At 67.7% G+C, this 18,133-nt stretch carries 15 protein-coding genes and 1 pseudogene; 5 read left to right on the forward strand and 11 right to left on the reverse strand.

Annotated features, from left to right (window positions below; all coding sequences use genetic code 11):
• Positions 1-104 precede the first annotated feature (104 nt).
• The 4 genes from ACLLJJ_RS27720 (at position 105) to ACLLJJ_RS27735 (ending at position 3,968) form a co-directional block, all read left to right on the forward strand.
• Complete coding sequence (locus tag ACLLJJ_RS27720) at positions 105-1,172, forward strand: tyrosine-type recombinase/integrase (protein WP_434595794.1); 1,068 nt, start codon at positions 105-107, stop codon at positions 1,170-1,172.
• Positions 1,169-1,507, forward strand: a complete 339-nt coding sequence (locus ACLLJJ_RS27725; protein WP_434595796.1) for a helix-turn-helix domain-containing protein — start codon at positions 1,169-1,171, stop codon at positions 1,505-1,507. The genes ACLLJJ_RS27720 and ACLLJJ_RS27725 overlap by 4 nt, the downstream gene beginning before the upstream one ends.
• Before the next feature lie 368 nt (positions 1,508-1,875).
• The gene (locus ACLLJJ_RS27730) at positions 1,876-3,138 is read left to right on the forward strand and encodes a hypothetical protein (RefSeq protein ID WP_434595798.1); all 1,263 of its coding nucleotides are present in this window, start codon (positions 1,876-1,878) and stop codon (positions 3,136-3,138) included.
• Between the two features lie 77 nt (positions 3,139-3,215).
• The gene (locus ACLLJJ_RS27735) at positions 3,216-3,968 is read left to right on the forward strand and encodes a DUF5655 domain-containing protein (protein ID WP_434596462.1); all 753 of its coding nucleotides are present in this window, start codon (positions 3,216-3,218) and stop codon (positions 3,966-3,968) included.
• Positions 3,969-5,217: 1,249 nt separating this feature from the next.
• On the opposite strand, the gene ACLLJJ_RS27740 is transcribed toward ACLLJJ_RS27735, so the two are convergent.
• The 3 genes from ACLLJJ_RS27740 to ACLLJJ_RS27750 are packed head-to-tail and all read right to left on the reverse strand — an operon-like array spanning position 5,218 to position 8,287.
• Positions 5,218-5,736: a hypothetical protein gene (locus ACLLJJ_RS27740; protein WP_267838982.1), complete on the reverse strand. Its 519-nt coding sequence runs from the start codon at positions 5,734-5,736 to the stop codon at positions 5,218-5,220.
• A gap of 17 nt (positions 5,737-5,753) precedes the next feature.
• Positions 5,754-6,962, reverse strand: coding sequence for a NucA/NucB deoxyribonuclease domain-containing protein (locus ACLLJJ_RS27745; RefSeq protein ID WP_434596466.1), 1,209 nt, complete (start codon positions 6,960-6,962; stop codon positions 5,754-5,756).
• 11 nt (positions 6,963-6,973) lie between these two features.
• Positions 6,974-8,287: a hypothetical protein gene (locus ACLLJJ_RS27750; protein ID WP_434596468.1), complete on the reverse strand. Its 1,314-nt coding sequence runs from the start codon at positions 8,285-8,287 to the stop codon at positions 6,974-6,976.
• A gap of 324 nt (positions 8,288-8,611) precedes the next feature.
• On the opposite strand from ACLLJJ_RS27750, the gene ACLLJJ_RS27755 reads away from it, so the two are divergent.
• Entirely contained in the window at positions 8,612-9,217 is a 606-nt protein-coding gene (locus ACLLJJ_RS27755) for a hypothetical protein (RefSeq protein WP_267838979.1), read from the forward strand.
• Between the two features lie 37 nt (positions 9,218-9,254).
• On the opposite strand, the gene ACLLJJ_RS27760 is transcribed toward ACLLJJ_RS27755, so the two are convergent.
• The 8 genes and pseudogenes from ACLLJJ_RS27760 to ACLLJJ_RS27795 all read right to left on the reverse strand — a co-directional run bounded on the left by ACLLJJ_RS27760 (position 9,255) and on the right by ACLLJJ_RS27795 (position 18,074).
• The gene (locus tag ACLLJJ_RS27760; RefSeq protein WP_267838978.1) at positions 9,255-9,815 is read right to left on the reverse strand and encodes a hypothetical protein; all 561 of its coding nucleotides are present in this window, start codon (positions 9,813-9,815) and stop codon (positions 9,255-9,257) included.
• Between the two features lie 224 nt (positions 9,816-10,039).
• Positions 10,040-10,162 carry a hypothetical protein gene (locus ACLLJJ_RS27765; protein WP_267838977.1) on the reverse strand — a complete coding sequence of 41 codons (123 nt, stop codon included), beginning with the start codon at positions 10,160-10,162 and terminating at the stop codon, positions 10,040-10,042.
• A gap of 234 nt (positions 10,163-10,396) precedes the next feature.
• Positions 10,397-11,794, reverse strand: a complete 1,398-nt coding sequence (locus ACLLJJ_RS27770; protein ID WP_267838976.1) for a DUF317 domain-containing protein — start codon at positions 11,792-11,794, stop codon at positions 10,397-10,399.
• A gap of 67 nt (positions 11,795-11,861) precedes the next feature.
• A complete protein-coding gene (locus tag ACLLJJ_RS27775; protein WP_267838975.1) occupies positions 11,862-12,995 on the reverse strand; it encodes a DnaB-like helicase N-terminal domain-containing protein in 1,134 nt (377 codons plus the stop codon).
• Positions 12,995-14,242 (reverse strand): DNA cytosine methyltransferase, encoded by a 1,248-nt coding sequence (locus ACLLJJ_RS27780; RefSeq protein ID WP_434600540.1) that lies wholly within the window; start codon positions 14,240-14,242, stop codon positions 12,995-12,997. The genes ACLLJJ_RS27775 and ACLLJJ_RS27780 overlap by 1 nt, the downstream gene beginning before the upstream one ends.
• Positions 14,242-15,093 (reverse strand): annotated as a pseudogene (locus ACLLJJ_RS27785) (hypothetical protein). The gene ACLLJJ_RS27780 and the pseudogene ACLLJJ_RS27785 overlap by 1 nt, the downstream one beginning before the upstream one ends.
• A 239-nt stretch (positions 15,094-15,332) precedes the next feature.
• Positions 15,333-16,265 (reverse strand): hypothetical protein, encoded by a 933-nt coding sequence (locus ACLLJJ_RS27790; RefSeq protein ID WP_267838974.1) that lies wholly within the window; start codon positions 16,263-16,265, stop codon positions 15,333-15,335.
• Between the two features lie 348 nt (positions 16,266-16,613).
• Complete coding sequence (locus ACLLJJ_RS27795; protein ID WP_434587130.1) at positions 16,614-18,074, reverse strand: NF041680 family putative transposase; 1,461 nt, start codon at positions 18,072-18,074, stop codon at positions 16,614-16,616.
• Positions 18,075-18,133: the final 59 nt, after the last annotated feature.

Genomic DNA, 18,133 nt, shown 5'->3' on the forward strand with positions numbered 1-18,133 from the left:
ATCCGTCCCACGCGAGAGGTTGTCCATCCCGATGGAATCTCACGATTCTTGAGATAGTATCGTCCAGTCCGATCAGTTGGCCAAATGGTCGAGCTGGAGGTTTCGTGTCCCTGGCGATCGTGCGAGACCTGCGTCCGGAACTGCGCTTGACGACGCCGGAGGAGCTCGCGGCCTTCGAGCAGGACCTGTTGTCCGAGTTCGTGCTCGCCCGGGCTTCGGCCGGTGTCAGTGACGGGACGGTCGCCGGCGATGTCGGCGTGATCGTCGAAGTGCGCTCATGGTTCACGCGCCCGCTGTGGGAGATGGAACCTCGCGATCTGGACCGGTTCTTCGGTCGACATCAACAGGGCTTGGCTCATGGCACGAAGGTCCACAAGGCGCACTCTCTCAGCGTGTACTTCGAGTTCCTTGAACTACGGCACAAGCCCGCCATCCACAGGGCAACCGGCTATGTCGTCGAGTCGCCGTTGGATGAGATCAACCGGCCCCGTGGATCGACCCTGTCCCGGTTGCGGGTTCCGCCGCCGCTCGGGGAGGTCGAGCATCTGTTCTCGGCTTGGCGTGACGAGGTGCCGCAGGCGCGTAAACCGTTGTCGATCGTCCGGAGTTACACCGCGATGAGGCTGGCGAGTCTGATAGGTCCCCGGGTCTCGGAGCTGTGCCTGGCGAACGTCGACGACATCCACTGGGAGCTCGGCCAGTTCGGAAAGATTCTTCTGCGGGGCAAGGGGAGGCGCGGCAAGAAGAAGGAACGGCTCGTCCCGCTGATCAACGGGAGCCGTTCGCTGCTGGAGTGGTGGGTCGACGGCCCCCGCTGGCAGTACGACGATCGGGTGGATGAGCCAGAGGCGCCGTTGTTCCCCTCGGAGCGGCGGGCCGCGGACGGCTCGAGCCTGCGGGTGGATACCGACACGCTCCGCCTGCATCTGAAGAAGATGGTCGCCCAGCACCTTCCTTCGCAGGCAGGCAAGCTGACGCCGCACACGCTTCGGCACTTCGCTGCCTCGGAGCTCTACCGTCAGGGCATGGATGTGGTGGCGATCCAAGAGCTGCTTGGCCACAAGTGGATCAACACCACCATGATCTACGTACACGTCAACCAGACTCATGTCGAGGACGCGTGGGTCCGTGCGGGTGAGCGTGGACGGGCGCGATTCGGAGGAGCGTCATGAAGTGGAACCTGCGGATGACCGCGGCCAAGCGGGACATCTGGAAGTCCTCCGAACTCCAGCGCATGCTGGCCGACGCGGGCTTGGTGATCAGTGCTGGCAAGATGTCCAACCTGTGGGCCGGCCAGCCGGTGACGATCCGCCTGGACGATCTCGACGTGATCTGCGAGGTGCTGCAATGCGAGCCCAGCGATCTGCTTGTCCGTGAGCCCGAGGAGGCCCGCGCGAAACGACCGGAGCAGGATGAGAGCAGGGCGGCCATCCGTCCCGCTGTTGGTGAGAACCGTCGTCGGAGCGGCGGCGGCCCGGCCTCCCGCAACTTGATGCCGCCGTTGTGACGAAGGAAGCGAAGGCCAAGGGGCTTGGGACGCCTGAGAGTTGCGAGGTCTGCATGGCCTGGGGCCTGCACCCTAACCCGGGCGGCGCGAAGATCCTCTGCTATGCGTGCAGGGCATGGTGGTACAAGTACCCTGCCGACTCGTGCGGCACGTGTGGCGCGACCGTCCCCCTGCGTGACGGAGTCTGCCGGGCCTGCCGTCACCAGGCCGCATTCGTCGCCGGCCGTATCAAGGTCCCGTCAGCCGGCCACGGGGCCCGGTTGGACCTCACGGTCGCAGCTGAAACCGGGCACCAGACGTTTCTCGCTGACCTGATCAAATGGAATCGGCGCCACCACCTCACCGCAAGAACAGCACAGGTTCCTGAGTTGCCGAGCGAGACGACGCACAGACACCCCCTGCTGCTGAAGCCGCCCGAGAGCATCCAGCTCACGCTCTTCGAGCCGGTCCGGGACTTCCGGCGCTATCGGAACCCGAACGGCTCGAAGGGGCGCTCCTGGACAGGATTCACCCCGGCAGATCCCGGATATGCGGACTTCCTTGTCGATCGGGCCAGGGACGTCGCGGTGGTACGGGGCTGGAACCGCTGCACCATCAAGCGCGTGAAGTGCGGCTTGATGATCCTCTCGGCCCTGCACCAGCCTTTCGAAAGGATCAAAGCCACCACGGTGCACGCACTCTCCCGGGACATCGATGTTCCCGCAGTCCATCTCATCGACATGCTCAACGATCTCGACATCCTGCTCGACGACGCACCCGACCCCCTCGAACAACTGGTCAGAGCTCACCTCGCAAGGCTTCCCGAGCAGATACGCGTCGAGGTGACCGCCTACTTCGACGTCCTCCGCAACGGAGCCCCTCGCCGTCGCCCCAGGTCGCCTCACACAGTTGACATCCACCTGCGGCTGATCGTCCCGTTCACTGCCGAGTACTGTGCCCCCCGATACTCGACATTGAGGCAGGTCACCCCCGAGGACATCACTGACTGGCTGGCCAAACGGAACAACGTCCAGCGCGAAATCGTCGCGCTCCGGGACATGTTCAAGACGCTCAAGTCACAGCGGCTGATCTTCGCCGACCCAGCCCGACGCATCAGGCCCGGCAACACCCTCGTCAACTCGCCCACACCGGTCGCGGGAGACCAACTCAAACAAGTGGCCAGAGCCGCGGCTGAGAGCCCGGCCCTCCTGGCCGTCGTCGCCCTTGCCGGCATCCACGCCCTCTTCCCGCACGAGATCAGAATGCTCCAAGACTCCGACATCGAGCTGAGCACCGGGCGCCTCCGGCGGGGCGAGGTCAGCCGGCCCCTCGACGACTTCACCGCCGAAGCCATCCGCAAGTACCGGCGCTACCGTGACGCCCGCTGGCCGGACTCGGCAAACCCTCATCTCCTCCTCACCCAGCAGACAGCCAAGAGGAAGAGTCCAGTCAGCGACTTCTGGCTCAAGCGCCTGTTCAAGGGGCTGCCCGCCACGGTCGACAGCCTCCGCCAGGACCGGGTCCTCGAAGAAGCGATCGCCGCCGGACCCGATCCCCTCCGCATCTCCACCATGTTCGACCTCAGCGCCCAGGCCAGCTTGCGCTACACCCGCGCGGCCAGCCCGGCAGGCACCGAAACGACGACCGGGTAACCTGCGAACCCACGGTCAGAGAGCCTCCAAATCCCCCAACAGCACCTACAGTTCAGATTTCGATACCTTCAGAAATCGTGAACTCGCGGGGATTTCACGGCGGGCGCATCGACTCGCTGGGCATCGACGAAAACGGCGCACCCGTGATCGTCGAGTACAAGCGTTCGACTGACGCGGGTGTGATCAACCAGGGCCTGTTCTATATGGCCTGGCTGATGGACCACCGGGATGCCTTCCGACATCTGGTCCGCGACCGGCTCGGGGTTCAGGCTGCGTCCCAGGTGCTGTGGAGCGCACCGCGGCTGATCTGCGTGGCCGGCGACTTCACCCGCTACGACATCCACGCCGTGCGTGAGCACCGGCACGCCATCGACCTGGTCCGCTACCGGTACTTCGGCAGCGAGCACGTGGGCCTTGAGACGGTGGCCTCCTTCGCCGGCCGCGCTGTGGCGCCGAAAGCTGGGAGCCGGATCCGGGGCACGGCGAAGGCGCAGCGGACCGCGACGGAGTCCGGGGTCATGGCGGAGCTGGCCGCAGCGGTCGACGAGGCACTGCTCGGGCTCGGCGAGGACCTCACCAAGGTCTCGAACCAGACCTACACCGCCTACCGGCGCATGCAGAACTACGCCTGCCTGGTCCCGCCGAAGAAGGCCAAGCTGCTGGTCTACCTGAAGGCCGACCCGGCGACGGTCGACCTCGTACCCGGCTTCGCACGGGACGTGACGGGGCTCGGCCACCACGGCACCGGCGACCTGGAGCTGACGCTCCAGTCCGAGCGGGACCTGGAGCGCGCCGCCGACTACTTCCGGCAGAGCTACGCGCTGGCGTGATGGGCCGGTGTCCGGAGCCGGGCCGCAGGTCGCGGGAGGCTTCGGTGCGGGATGGTCGACTGGGTTCGTGTGGTTGCCTCTCGATGGTTCAGGCGTGGGTGGCGGTGGATTTCCAATGATCCGGCGAATCCCCGGTTTGGCTGACCGGGGATCTGCTGGTACGTTCCGCCGCGCCCGGTGGGTGGCGCGGGCTGGTTTGCCTCTCACGCGGTGGTTCGGGCGTTATGGTCTGGAGTGAGGCCCCGCGTCATCCCCCCCGACGCGGGGCCTCACTGGTTTCTACGATCAGGTGGGGCCATGGCGTTGGCTCGTGCGGCTGCGGACAGGGCCTTCGGTCCGTCCCGGAATCGGGGGATGTGGACGCTACCGACCTTGGCCTCCGTCGTGCGGTTGTCGTAGATCTGGGTGCCCCGTTCGAGGGTGGCTGGCAGACTGCGGGTCACGCCCGTGGTGACGAAAGGCTCGCCTGTGACCCGCTTCCCGCCGGACGTGTTCCCTAAGGTTGGCTGTTGGCCTGCTCCTGCCGTCTACGGCTCAGCCTTCATGGGTTGTGGGTGGCCACCGGAAAGTCCAGGTGCGTGGCCGAGTGGGTCTCGATCCGTGGCCATGGCGGCTCCCGGTGGACGGCCAACCCATCACCGAGTGCAGTCGTTTCCCCGGGCTCAGCCAGGCGGAGAGCGCCACGGTGTTGGCGAGGGCGCGCGTGCCCTCGCAGATGGGCGGGGCCGGCCACCGAGTCGGTCGGCGAGCGACGTCACAACGTGCGGTCCGCTCGTTGTCCCAGGTGGCGACCCCTCTACCCGATGCCGCTCGCGTGATGGGGCGACGCTGCCGGGCTCCCTGGAGGGCTGTCGGCAGCCGCTCAGGGGCTCGTGTGCGGTCCGAGGGCCCCTGAGCGGCGGCCGGGACCGGTGACTGATTCAGTGACGCTCCGTGCCCGATCTGAAGGGGCTCGCCTGGTGGCCATGTACCTGGATTTCTCAGTGGCCACGGACAGTCCCTCGGTCGTGCAGTACAGCGTGGTCCGCACCGAAGCTGGTCGAAGAAGCACGCGCCCTTCGCGCTGGGTTGAGGCCGGCGAGAAGGGCGCGCTCGTGTGACCGGGCGTTCACCGGGTCGGGGCTGGAGCGGCAGTGATGCTTCGTACGGCCGGTTGCGGTCTGGGTGCGACGGGTTGCTCTGGCAGTGAGCCCCTCGTGGGAGCTTGCGGCGGGATGCTCGTCGCAGGATTTCAAGGAGTTACCGAGGACTATTCCTCGTCTTCGGGTTCCCTTACGAACCAGAGGTCGAGGGTGTACTGCTCAGTTGCGGGGCACTGTTCCCACGCGGCGCGGAGCTGTTCCGTGCTCCATTCCTCTTCGACGGAGCGCCGGTGGCTTGTGTCGCTGTAGGCGGCCGTGGCGGCTCGTCCGCTCCAGGTCGCGTGCCCGTCGTACACGCCGGGCCTGGGAAGTTCCATGATGCCTGCCGGCCCGTAGGTGAGCTGGTTGACGACGAGTTGCCCGGTTTCTGATTCCAGGGTGAGGGCGACGGTGCCCTCGGTGTCTTCCGGGGGCTTTTGAGGGCTGTCCCAGATCTTGATGGTGACCTGGACTTCGACGTCGGCTTGGAGGCTGTGCAGGTAGAGGTGGTATCCGTTTCCGGCGACCACCTCGGTCCTCGACCGTGCCAGTGTTTCGTCGTCGCCGAGGTAGGCGTCGGCGTCGTAGACCTGCACGATGCCGCGGTCCGGGCGGGCTGTGGTGCTGTACTCGGCGATGAGGGGCACGGGAGCTCCGTCAGTGATCAGGGCGTGATTTTCACGTAGAACGCGTCTCCGTTGAGGATACGGTTCAGGGTGTACATCTCATTGAGGCGTCGGCCGCCGGTCTCGTTGTCGCCTCCGTCGATGAGGCGGGCGGAGAAGCGCTTGCCAGGAGCCGCGGCTCCCTCCTTCGTCGAGGCGAAGGGGTACTCGTCGCACTGGAGCTTCGTTCCGCTGTAGTCACCCCACACGTCCTTGCACGTGGCGATCGCAGCGTCGCGGTTCTTGTCCTGCGCGGTCTTGTCGATGAGGCGGTGGAGCGGGGTGGAGCCTCCGGGCACGGACTTGCCGGGGAAAGACGGGAAGGTGCGTTCGGGGAGCGTCTGGGCGTCGAGGATGTGCCGGGCGCTCTCGTTGACGGCCGGGTCCTTCAGGCTCATCACGAGTTCGACGCGGGCTTCGGTGAACACGGTGCCCTTGAACTTGCCTGCGGTAGGTCCGGCGTAGTCGAATCGGACGCTGGAGTAGGCCATGACGGGATCCGACCACGGCACTGCGGTGGGCGACGACACCCGCATCTCCAGGGAGACCATCCCGGAGACGATCTGGGTGTTGGCCGCGTCGAGCTTGCCGGTGTCGGGTGAGGTGTACTTGAGCTGCCAGAGGGGCTTGGCCTTCCACTGGGCGATGGTCTCGCTGCGGCTGGTGACAGCCGGCTTGGTCATCTTGGGGTTGGGGCCGCTGGCCGAGGCGTTGATGGAGTGGCTGAAGTTCTGGTCGATCTTCCACGTGGCCGGGTTCTCGCCGGCGACCGCCTTGGCCTTGATGTTCTCGATGCTGCTCGTGTAGTCGACACGCCGGGATCCGTCATAGGTGAAGCCGAGGATCCACAGGTCGAACCAGAGCTCACCTCGCAGACGCTTCTTGTCGTCGATGAGCTTGAGGTAGACGGGCTGGTGCACGCATGCCTCGAAGCGGTTCTTGATCCACCCCTTGCGGGTCTTCGCCTCCGGGCGGGTAGCGCATTCGGTACGCAGATCCTCCTCCTCCGGGCCAAGCACGGCCGTGGCGGTCGAACCGCGCTGCGAAGGTGTCGCCGCGCCGGCCGGGCCCGCTGTTGTGAGGCCGGCGACGAGCACGAGCAGCGCGGAAAGGATCACTGTCGCCGTCCGGCGCCGCGGGGCTCTCCTGGGCCGGGGCGGGTGGGCGTCGGGCACAGCGATCTCCTGCTCTGAGGATGGTGCGGACATGTGGGTGGTGGTCAGGAGCGGCACATCTGCCCCCAGCAGGCGTCCAGGAGCTGGCCGGTGGCCGCCGAGTAGGTAGCGCGGAATCCGTTGAAGGTCAGGCCGCGCTGCTCGAGTCCGCGGGTGGGCGCCGAGGACTCCACGGTCACCACGGCGTCAGCTGACTGGAGGGCCCGCTCGGCGGTGCCTGCGGGGGCGGGCAGCGTGGTCGCGGTGGTCACACGCAGCTTGTCCTTGGCGACCCCGAATGACGCAGCGGCACGGACGCCGATGTCGTCAACGCTCACCGGGGCGCTGCCGGCGAGCGGAGCGGTCTGCGGGGAGGCCTGGAGGGCGGCGGCGTTGCAGACCTTGGCCGTCTGTACACATGCGGACAGGCCAGGGACCGAGGTCAGGCAGGAGTCCGGGTCGTTGGCCATGCACTGCGACAAGGCCTCCTGGTCGACGCCGTTAAAGGTTCCAGCCGACTGGACCGGTGCGGGAAGCAGCGTGGCCAGGGTGGTAGGGCCGGGCTTGCTCGCGCTCCACTGGGTGAACTTCGTGCCGTCAGTCAGCTTCGCCTTGAAGCAGTACGGCGCGGTGTACACGGCCGTCGGGTCGGAGGGAATCCCCATCGACTTCCCGCAGATCCCCAGAGTTGTGACGTAGGCGGTGTCCGTGGTGGCGGCCCGGTACCAGGTCTTGTTCTCCGCCATGAACTGGACCCTGCTCGCGATCACCGGGACCGTGACGTACTGCGGCCCCCTCACCTCCAGCCCGATGTCGATCCGGTTGGAGTTCCCCCGCGGGACCTTGAGCTGGTCCGTGGTACTGCCGACCCAGTTGAAGTCGTACAGCACGTCCCACTGGGCGCCACTGGCCTGCCGGACCGTCATATAGGTGTGGTTCGTGTTGTCCGTGGCGGTCGGGTTGACCCCGGCCGTGATCGCCTTCGTTTTCCCGCCGCTGTTGCCCAGCTCGGTCCAGCGCGGGCTGTACGTGCGGGTCGTCGCGCCGGTCTTCTCGGCGTAGAGGCCGACGTCGATGGAGTTGGCGAACATGCCGCCTTCGGTGTTCGGGACCATCCGCAGGTAGTTCGATGCCTCCGAGGTCCCGGCGCTGCCTCCGCTGGTGAAGGTGATGGGCACGTTCCGCCAGGTCCCGAACGCGCCGATTACCGGCTGGCCAGCTTGGACGCAGGCCACTGCCCAGAAGAAGATGCGGGCCTGATGGGTCTCGTTACAGCTCTGCGTCGGCGCACTCGCGGCGGCGGGCGACGCCGCAGCCATCGGCAGCACGAGGGTGACCGCGGCTGACAGAGCGGCGAGCAGTTTTCCCCGTAAACGCAAGATTCCCCCTGAATTATGATCATGTGGATGACCTGGTGAACCTATCGAGTTGATGCACGTAGCAGGCGTTTGACTGGCGACTTGGCCGGATCGGGCTGAACGCTGGCTCAACCAGCGCCCTGACATCTGCGGGAGGCAGCAGATGCCCTCTCGTTGGCGTTGGTGAGGGCGACCAACTCAACGCACCGTGATCGATTCCCCGATAGCGTTCGTACGCCACGAGATGCCTGTGGGACTGAGGTAGACGAACGCGACGTGCAGCAAGGGCTAGCGCGCAGAGGCCGATGTCTCGATGGCAACGAGGACAGGGGGGTTGCTTCATCCATGAAAAAGGCACCAGCGGTCGTGATGCTGGCGGTGTCCGTTGCGGTGGCGGGGTGCGCAGAGGCCGGAGGCGACCTCGACTCCCGGCTACCGGGGGCGGTAAGCCAGGTCCCGGGGGAGGGCGGTGCCACAGACCCGGCGCTACGGCTGATCGGCCAGACCGTCACGCTCAAGGACGATGAGGGCCGCCCCATGCAGGTCACACTCACTGGCATCGCCTACCGGGACGCCTTCGCCAAGGACAAGACGCTTCCCCTGAACGGGAAGTACGCGCTGGCGGTCGCCTTCACCATGAAGTCCGTGACGGGCGGGACCCTCGGTCAGCAGAGGGACAACCACATCAAGTGGGCGCGGGGTCCGGAGATGACCGAAGCCTGGGACTACACGGATGCGCCTTGGCACGGCTGCACCGATGCCTTCACCCCCTACGCGACGGTCAAGGCCAATGAAGAGTACAAGGCCATCGCCGACCTCAACGTGCCCGTGAAGGGTGGAAAGCTGTTGATCGAGGACCACTACGGCAACATTGCCCGCTGGGCGCTGCCGGAGGCGGATACGGGTACCGGCACAGAGCCTGCAACGAATTTCACTACCCAGAACTGCTAGTGCTGTGACCTGAGGGTGACCTTCGGACGGACGGTTGTCACGCGGGGCAGGGGCGGTATTCGAGGCTGAGTTCGCGGTCGACGGCGTAGCTGGTCCGCATCGACGCGTCGGTGACCTTCTCCCAGGAGCCGTACTTGGCGTAGAGCTGGTCCGCGGTGGGCCCAAGCGGGTTGCCGTACTTGGCCATGTTCCGCTCCTCCAGGATGCGGACCTCCTCCGAGGTCATGCCGGCGCGGGTGATCTCCTTGGCCTGGTTGCGCATGTCGACCATCTCCCTCGCGATCTCCTCCTCAGAGGCTCCCGACTCGCGCATGTTCGCCTCGGTCCGGTGCATGTCCTCCAGGAGACCGTGGTAGCGGATCCGGGTCCGCTGCGCCTCCACCTTCTCGTCCATCGGCAGGACGCGGATGCGGCAAACGACCGGGTCGGTGCTGGGGCAGGGATCGTCGGCGGGAACCGCCGGTGCGAGCGGGGCGGTGATGACCGAACCGCACCGGTCCAGCGCGGCAGACGAAGCGGCGGCGGTCGTGGTCAGCAGTGCGACGGAGGCCACGAAGGGGACGAGGGCACGGCCCAGCAGGGAAGAGGTAAGGCGCATGCGCGCATCCTTGGCGACGACGGCCCACGCCTCCACGTAAACACACCGACGATCACTCGTACGGGGCGCTCCGGTCCGCTCCGTCGTCTCCTGTATAGGCCCGCGCATCCGTCCGTGCTTGGGCCGCGCGGCTCGAACGGAACCTTCGGGTTCGTCTCACTGCTTTGTCCCTTGGGCCAGAAAAAGGCCACCGTCAATGAGAATGGGACATCAGAAATGCGAGCCTACACGTGCGCCAAGGCCAGCAGATCGTCGTCTACGCCGGGCCGCGGCAGCAGGTAGATGTGGAGCACTTCCATTCCCTCGGACCACGGCTCGCCCTGGAACGTGGGGGTGAACCGGCGCATGGGACCTCCAACTGCTTCGTGCTCTGCACTCCCTGTCGGGAAATCTATCGGCAGTGGCGCACGATGCCGGTGTTCCCGATGGAATGGCCGGAACCCGACCCTCGCGGACGTTGAGGCGGTGCACACCGTCTGAGGCGCGGCCCCGGCGGCTGGCCTATCCCTGCCGATGCGCCGTAGGCGGGCGATGAGGTAGCCAGTTCCGTGACGGGCGCACGGTGGTCGGGAACTACCTGTTCAGCGTGTGGCGGCCGGTCGGCTCGGTGGGCTTGTTGGCGGGGCTACGGCCGGCTGTAGATGTGATCGGGGCGTCGTACTGGCATGGCTGGCCTGCTGCTGCCCGCGGTCGTAGCCGTGGGCGAGTTCGAAGGTGATGTCTTGGAGCAGGGCCGGGGGTGTGTGCGTCGAGAACCGTATGGACCAAGTCGGCTGGTGGGGTGTGTTGCCGCCCCAGACGGTCCAGGCGTCGAGCGGGGAGTTGGGCCGCGAGGCGGCGAAGGTGTCGAAGCGGACGCCGGCGGGTTCCTCGGTGGGCGCGGTCCACTCCACCACTCGGGCGTTGACGGTCAGCGGCCAGCCGGTCTCGGCGAGGGGGCGGGTGGCCTCGGCGAGCGTCTCGTCGGTGACGGCCGTGGCTGGTCCCGGACCCCAGCCGTTGCCGGCGGCGAGGCTGTCGAGCAAGGCGCCCACGATGTCGACCGGGGTGGTGCGGGTTGCGGTGGCGTGCCAGAGACGTTCACCGACCGGAGATTCGTAGGAAGCGATCGTCCAAGCGTCAGGGGCGCCGGGGTAGACCTCATGGAAGAACTGCACCCGCATGGCCAGCGATTCGTGGTTGGCGATGGTGGTGCCGTCGGACCAGGTCCGCACCTTCTCCCACTCGCCCTGTGATTCAAGGAACCCGTCCAGAAGGGCTTCATGGTCGCCGGGGCCGGCGGCGTACACGGGTACTTCCTGTGGCGCAGACCGATGCCGTGGGGCCGGGGCCGATGGTGCGGCAACTGTGGCGGGGGCAGGCGTGTTGATGGCGTCGGCTGCGGCTTGTTCGATGTCGGTGAGGGCGGCCGGTCCCAGGCGGACGGCGTCGCCGTACTGCCGGTAGAAGTCGGCCATCGCCTGCGGGGCAGATGGAAAGTCCTCCGTCTCCTGGCGGACGTAGTCCTCCCCGTGGAGATGGACGCTCCTGCCGTCGCGGTAGGTGCCGCAGGCCACGGTCGTCCGTCCGTGGCGCGCGTGGAGATGGATGGCCAGGTGTCCGGAGCGGATGTCGTCGTGGATCCGCTGTGCCTCCGCGCTCACCTCGCGGATCTCGTCCCGGTCCAGATAGGGCATCGGGTAGTCGCCGTAAGTCCACTCGGTGTCGATCTCCCTCTGGAGGGCAGGGTCGATTTCTACCCGCGCGCCCTTCTCCCGCAGAACCAGGGCGGCTTGGTTGGCGTAGTGGGGTTCATCGTGGTCGATGCGTGCCAGGACCGCTGTTCGGTCGTCGACCCGGCGGAAGTGGTGGAGGGCGAGCAACTCGTGAGACAGGTCGCGGCCTGGGCCGGTGTCGGTGAGCGTGGCGATGACGGCGCTGCTGTGGCCGGGATGAAGAGCAAAGCGGACATGAGGGTCGGCGGGACCAGTCTGAGACATGAGGCTCGCTTCTCGGGCCCGGCCAGCCGTGTGGCTGGCCGGACCCGGTCGGGGTGCGGGGAAGGGGCTATCGGGAGGCCCGCGTAGACACGGCGGGTGGGGTGGTGCGCGGGGTGGGCGGCCCGGCCCGGGATGCTGGGGCGGTCTTGGCGCGCGGGTGTACGGCGGATGGTGGGCGGGTGGCGTGCTGCCATCGGGCCCGGACGGCGCCGAGGTCGGCGAGTGCGCGGCGGCTGCCGGTGATCAGCTGGTGCGGGGTGTTCGTCGGGTCCTCGGCGCAGGCGCGGATGTGCAGGCCGGTGGTGTGGGCGTGGTGGAGGAGGGAGCGCTGCAGGATCTGCTCGCCCCAGTGCTCCGGGGATCCGGCCGGGGTGGCGAGCAGATCCAGCACCTCCCTGGCGGTTGTCCCGGAGGCGAGGAGGCCGTGGTGCTGGGCCTCCCAGAGCACCGTTACCGCGTCGATCGGATCGCCCCGGTAGGCCAGGGAGGCCATGCACCGGTACAGGACGCCGTGAAGCGGGACGGTGAAGTCCTCGGGCCGCAGCCACCTCATCTCGGGCAGGCAGGCGGGGTGCGCGGCCACCGTTGACAGCAGCAGATGCTCCTCGCCGGCGGCATCGGTCCCGGTTCCGGCGTCCCGGGTCGGTGGGGGCGGCAGCACGGTGCGGGGCAGCGAGCCGGGGTGCGAGGGGAAGAGCCCAGCGAGGTCGTCGAGGACGGCGGCGACCACGTCGGAACAGCGCAGGACGTGCGCGGCGGGATCCGGCAGCACGGGGTCGGTGGCCGCCTGGACGAGGCGCTCGGCGGCGGCCCGGATGGTGAGGCGGGCCCGGTTGGCCACGATCATCTGTGCGTAGGCGGGGGCGTGACTGGGGTTGGGGCAGGCGTCGGTCAGGGTGTGGAGGTAGGAAGCGGTCAGTCCGCGGGCGTGGGGGCGGGCGCGGTCGAGGAGGGCGGTGATCCAAACCGGTTCCCGGGCGTGGATTTCCGGGACTGGCGGAGTGAGCGCGCTCATTGCCGCGAACAGAGCCCCGTGCATCGCGACGCTGAAGTGTTCGGGGCCGAGCGGGCCGAGCGTCTTGATACGGAGAGGCTCGAGGAGGAGGGCACCGAGGAGAGCCTGCTCGGCAAACCGGACCGGCGGGTCCGCAGGTATGTCGTCCAGGGCCAAATCTCCTTGGTTCGAGGCTGGGTTGGGCATCAGGCGGCCAGGGTGAAGTCGGAGCGGGTGAGGGTCTTGCCGAGGTGCGGGGCCAGCAGATGGGCCGCCAGCAGAGGCGGGACGGCGTTGCCGATCTGGGAGAAGGCCTGCCCCTTGTTGCCGGCCCAGGGGTAGTCGGCGGGGAAGGTCTGCAGGACGCCTGCTTCGGTGGCGGTGATCCGGATCGACTCCGGCGCCGGACTCTCCTCGTCGGCTTCGAGGGAGTGAGGTTCGGCGACCCACATGCATTCGTTCGCGCGGTGTCCGAAGAACAGCGTCCCAGCGGGCTCGTTCGCACCCCGGACGGTGGCGTTGGCCTGGTTGCTGCTCCGCAGCGACCAGGACCAGTGGTGCTTCCCACAGGTGCAGATGGGCGCATCGGCGTCCGGCGGGCGCAGGCGGCCGGGACGTGTCCTGCGGCTGGCGCGCTGCCCGGGTGCGGGCGGCTTCCAGGTGCCACGGTCGCGGGCGTCCGCGAGGGTCTTGCGGGCCCCGGAGGGGAACGGTTCGGGCCCGCCGCCCGGACCTCCACCGGCGCAGACGGTCGGGGTGGGCCGGTCGGTGGCGCCCCAGCCGAGGGCCTCCGCCATGGACACCCACCGCTCGCGGCCCGGACCGAACAACGACTCGGGCTCGGCACTCTGGGCGTGCGTCGGCGGCGGCGGCTCGGCGGTGCGGGTGCGGGAAGCGAGCAGGATCGCCCGCCGCCGTGTCTGCGGCACGCCGTAGTCGGCGGCGTTGAGGATCCCGGTCCAGACGGAGAAGCCCCAGCCCCGGAGGATCACGGCGTACTGCCGCCACAGCGGCAGTACGTCCGGGACCTCCTCCATGGCGATCCACTCCGGCTCGCCCACCATGTGCATGGCCTGGAGGTAGCGCATCGGCTCCGCGGCCAGCAGGCTCCGGGGGTCCTTGCAGGCGGTCAGCAGCTTCGCCCGGGTGTCCCGGCCTGCGGCGAGGTCAGCGACGGCCTGGTGGACGAGCGGCTGGTCGACCAGGCCGAGCCGCTTGCCCGCCATCGACCATGCCTGGCAGGGCGGGCTCGCTATGAACCCGTGGGTGCGGCCGACCAGTGGCCACGCCGGGTACATCGCCACATCGGTGCGGATCGTCAACTGCCCCGCACGGGCGCGGGTTTTGCAGGCCCACTCGTCCCACTCCAGACCGACGTCGCGCCCGCCGAGGACGTGCAGGGCGTGGCTCCAGCCCCCAGGACCGGCGAAGAGGTCCACCACGAGCCTGTCCATCACGAGGCAAGCCCGAAGTCGTCCTGCTCCGGCTCACTTTCCTCGCCTCGGCAGGCCCAGGGCGAGCACCCGTTGACCACGCCGTTTTCCAACTCGTCGAGTTCGGCGGCCTCGCGTTCCGAGCGGGTGACGTGGTCGATGGGAGCCACACTGAGCGGGACGCGGGAGCGGTGGAGAAAGGCCTCGCCCAGCAGCGGATTGCCCGACGCGTTGGCCCTCGCGTTTCCCTTCCGGATGGCTGCGTCGAAGGCGACAACGTCATCCCATTCCGTCGGGGAAGCGTCCCTCAGGGTTCGCCACTGAGCATTTCCGTGGAACGGGCACCCAAGGCAGCTCGACTTGGGTGTATCCGCCAGGCCGGCGCTGGAAAGGTAGCGTATGCAGTCGGCGCGCGACCAGCCGAGATCGCTGATCAGTGGGTGACGGTTGCGCATGTACTTCACGTCGGAATCCTTGGCGCGATGGAACTCGTCCGTGGATATGCCGACCCACTGCTCGACGTAAAGCCCCTTAGGGACCCGCTATGGATAAGGGAATCCCAGCAGTTCGCGCACCTGTCGTTTAATCGGCTTAATTTTGTATTCGCCTGTACACTGGCGCCTGGTCATTCCTGGGCGGCCATCTCGGTTGAGAATATAAAGCGGCATGGAGGCGAATCGGTGTTCCGGGTTCAGGGCGTCATCTCTGATGTTTCCTGAAGAAACTCGAAGGATGGGTATTCCGGCCGGTTTGGCCACCTCTCGTTCAAGTCGGTCGAGGTGATCATAAACAGCCTGGGGTTCCCAGCCTGTGTCTGCGAAGACCGCGAAGTCGATTCGCGGGAGTATTCCTTCGGCGGAAAGTGCGAGCAGGCAGGACGACTGCACTCCGGCGCCCAAAGAAAGGATGCGGTAGCGGGGGTTTTCCAAGAGAGGGAGTCCAGGATGGGACGGGCGCCGAAGGCGGTCACGGCGCGAGGGGGGTGGGGGAGTGGGGGTCAGCGGATGCGGGGGAGACCGCGAAGCGGCGCAGACGGCGGCGGCGATGCCACTGAACCGAGGCGGTGAGGGTGCGGTGGCAGGCAGCGGTGGTGTGGAGGCGCTGGCCGATGTCAGCGGGCCCTTGCCGGTGCCGCGGTGGTATGGGCACCGAGAGCGCGGGGGGCCGACAGGGGTGGGGTGCGGGGGCCGCGTCCGAGGAAGGCCGTCACGGCCATTGCTCCGCTGAGGGTGAGGCGGACCCGGTCGTGCGGGGGTCCTCCGTCGAAGGCCGGTGGCGCGGATCCGGGGTCGACCGCGACGAGCCCGGCGTGTTCCAGAGCGCGCAGTGTGTCGATGTGCACGGAGCTGTCGCGGCTGTGAACGTACTCGCGTCCCTCACGCCGGCCGATCACGACGTGTCCTCGGGCGGTGGCGTGAAGGGCGGCCCGCTCGGCGGGGGTCAGAGCATCGTTCTCGGTGGCCGTCGCGGGCCGACGGCGGTGGATCTCGGAGGCTACGGCGCTCGCCGACTCCAGGGCCATGGCCGGAGCGAGAGCTGTCAGTTCCCGTGCGAGCTGTATCTGGTGTGCGACTTCTCCGCCCCTGGACGGCGGGTCCGATGGCGAAGCCGGGGCGCCGAGCTGTTCCTTGGCCTCGGCAAGGTGCCGAACCGCCTGTCCGGTGAGAACGGCCAGTTGCTTGATCCGGACCGTGGCCTCGGTCAACGTCACACCCGCGTACATCGGCCGGTCGACGATGGCCTGTACGGCATCCAGGCACGCGCTCACGAGGACCTGCGCCGAGGCGTGACCCCAAGTGGCACCGTAGGCCGGCCGGAGCCGGGCGAGCTGGTCGTTGTGCTGGGTGAACTGGTCGGCGAGCGCGAGCAGACGCACCACGGGTGAGGGCAAGTCGGGGATGGACTGTGCGCGGGCGCCCTGAGCGGACGGTGGAGGAGGGCCGGCGGCGGGTGGCGCCGGACGGCTGCGTGCGGTCTGGGTGGTACGCCCGGGCACGGCGGGTGAGGGTGGATGGGGCAGGGAGAAGAGGGCGTCATCGGTCATGAACGGGTGGGACCTTCGTAGGGGCACCGCCAGGCGGGACTTTCCGCCACTAGGGCGGTTCTGGTCAGCGGGTCAGTGCGGGGCCTGTGCGACGCGGCGACGTGGGGACTCCGGGCTCGGGTGCGGGACCGAGACGCAGGAGAGCCTCGCGCCCGGCCGCGGTGAGAAGCAGGCGCTGTCCCTCAGCTTGAGATTTAACCCAGCGAATTCGAACACCTCTGACCGGCGGTTTCAGGCGTGATCAACGCACCCGAGACAGGTTCGAATCGGGCGAAAATGCCCGTCTGACCCGGCGGCAGGTTCTGTTCGATCGGCGAGGTTAAATCTCAAGCTCAGCTTGGTCTTTATCTACCAAGATCTTCCAGGCTTGCCGATGGCCTTGAGGGTCTCGGGGCGTTTGACGGTCTTGCCGACGTCGTAGCGGGGTGCCCGGTGTTTGTTCTTCGCGCCGGGTGGCCGACCGGGGCCGACGCCTCGGGGTTTGGGAACACGGGCCGGGCAGGCGAGGTGAGCGCGGATGTTCCTGAACCCCCGGCGGACCCGGGCCGGGGTGAGCCGGTCGGAGATGGCGGGTTTCTCCCAGGGCCGGCGGAGGTCCGCGGCGAGGGGGCGAGCGAGCCGGAGCTGGGTGTGAGCGACGATCAGGAGCCAGGTCCAGCGGTCAGCGGCCTCGGGAGTGCGGAGTTTCGGCGTGGTCCAGCCGAGGGTTTGTTTCGCGAAGCGGAAGGTGTGCTCCAAGTCGAAGCGGCGGAGAAACACCTGCCAGAAGCGGTCCACGTCGTCGGGGGTGGCGTCGGTCTTGGAGGACCATAACCACACCGGCGGAGCATCCCGTTCCTTCGATAGATGCTCGACCTTCAAGCGCATCAACGTTCCCTCTACCAAAGGTAGTTCGCCATCATGGTCGAGCCAGGAGGAACGGTGGGTGAGCCTGGGATGGACCCGGTCCCAGGCCTGGGTTTCGGCCTTGCCGTAGTTGGTGGTGTGCGTGACTGTGGTGATCGCGGGCTCGGGCCAGGTCTCCGGCTTGGTGAAGCGGAATTCCGGGCCGTGCTTGGGCGGCCGACCGTTGACGCCGTGCATTCTCGGTGGTTTCGGCAGGCGCATCACGCGGTCGGAGCGGACTCGGCCGACCAGCTCGACCGGCAGATCGCGCAGGGCCCAGGCCAGGCGTGTGACGTCGTAGCCGGCATCACTCACGATCACGATGGCCGGGTCCCCGGCCCGCCACTGGCCTGCGGTGATGAGCTGCTCGACCACTCCTCGGAGCTGGGCGGCGGTGATTGCTGTCGCGTCGTCCGCTGGTCCGAGCCGGACTGCGTCCAGGATCGCGGTCCATGACGTGGCGCCCGGCTCCAGCACGGCGACGAAGGAGTAGGGCCAGCCCGGAATGAACTGCGAGGCCGTCTTCGCGCGGCCGTAGACGTGGCAGAACAGACGGTCCGCCGAGCACGGCGCGTCCGAGCGGAGCCACGGTGACACATCGACCGCTAGGACCAGGCGCCCGCCGTCGAAGCGCGGCAGCGGCAGTCCGGCCAGCGCGGCCCGCAGCCGTTCGGTGTCGATCCGGCCGTGGTTCAGGCCGCCGTACATCGCTCCGTGCCCACGACGGTGCTCGGGCAACAACGTCAAGTCCACCGGGGACTTCACCGCACCGTCCGCACACAGCACCGCGTCCACCAGCTCGAACAACGCGTCGCGCCGGGCGGTCAGACACTCGTAGAACTCACCCCGGAAGCGTGACGCTTCTGCGAACGCTTCCCTCCGGACAGCATCAGCCAGCAGACTCACCCTCACGGCCTTCGTCATGGTCACGTGCACCTTGGTCGGATCACATGATCAGACGAAGGCCGCCCCCACGTCCGGCG

It is taken from the genome of Streptomyces sp. A5-4 (assembly GCF_051131715.1).
Taxonomy (GTDB): Bacteria; Actinomycetota; Actinomycetes; order Streptomycetales; family Streptomycetaceae; genus Streptomyces.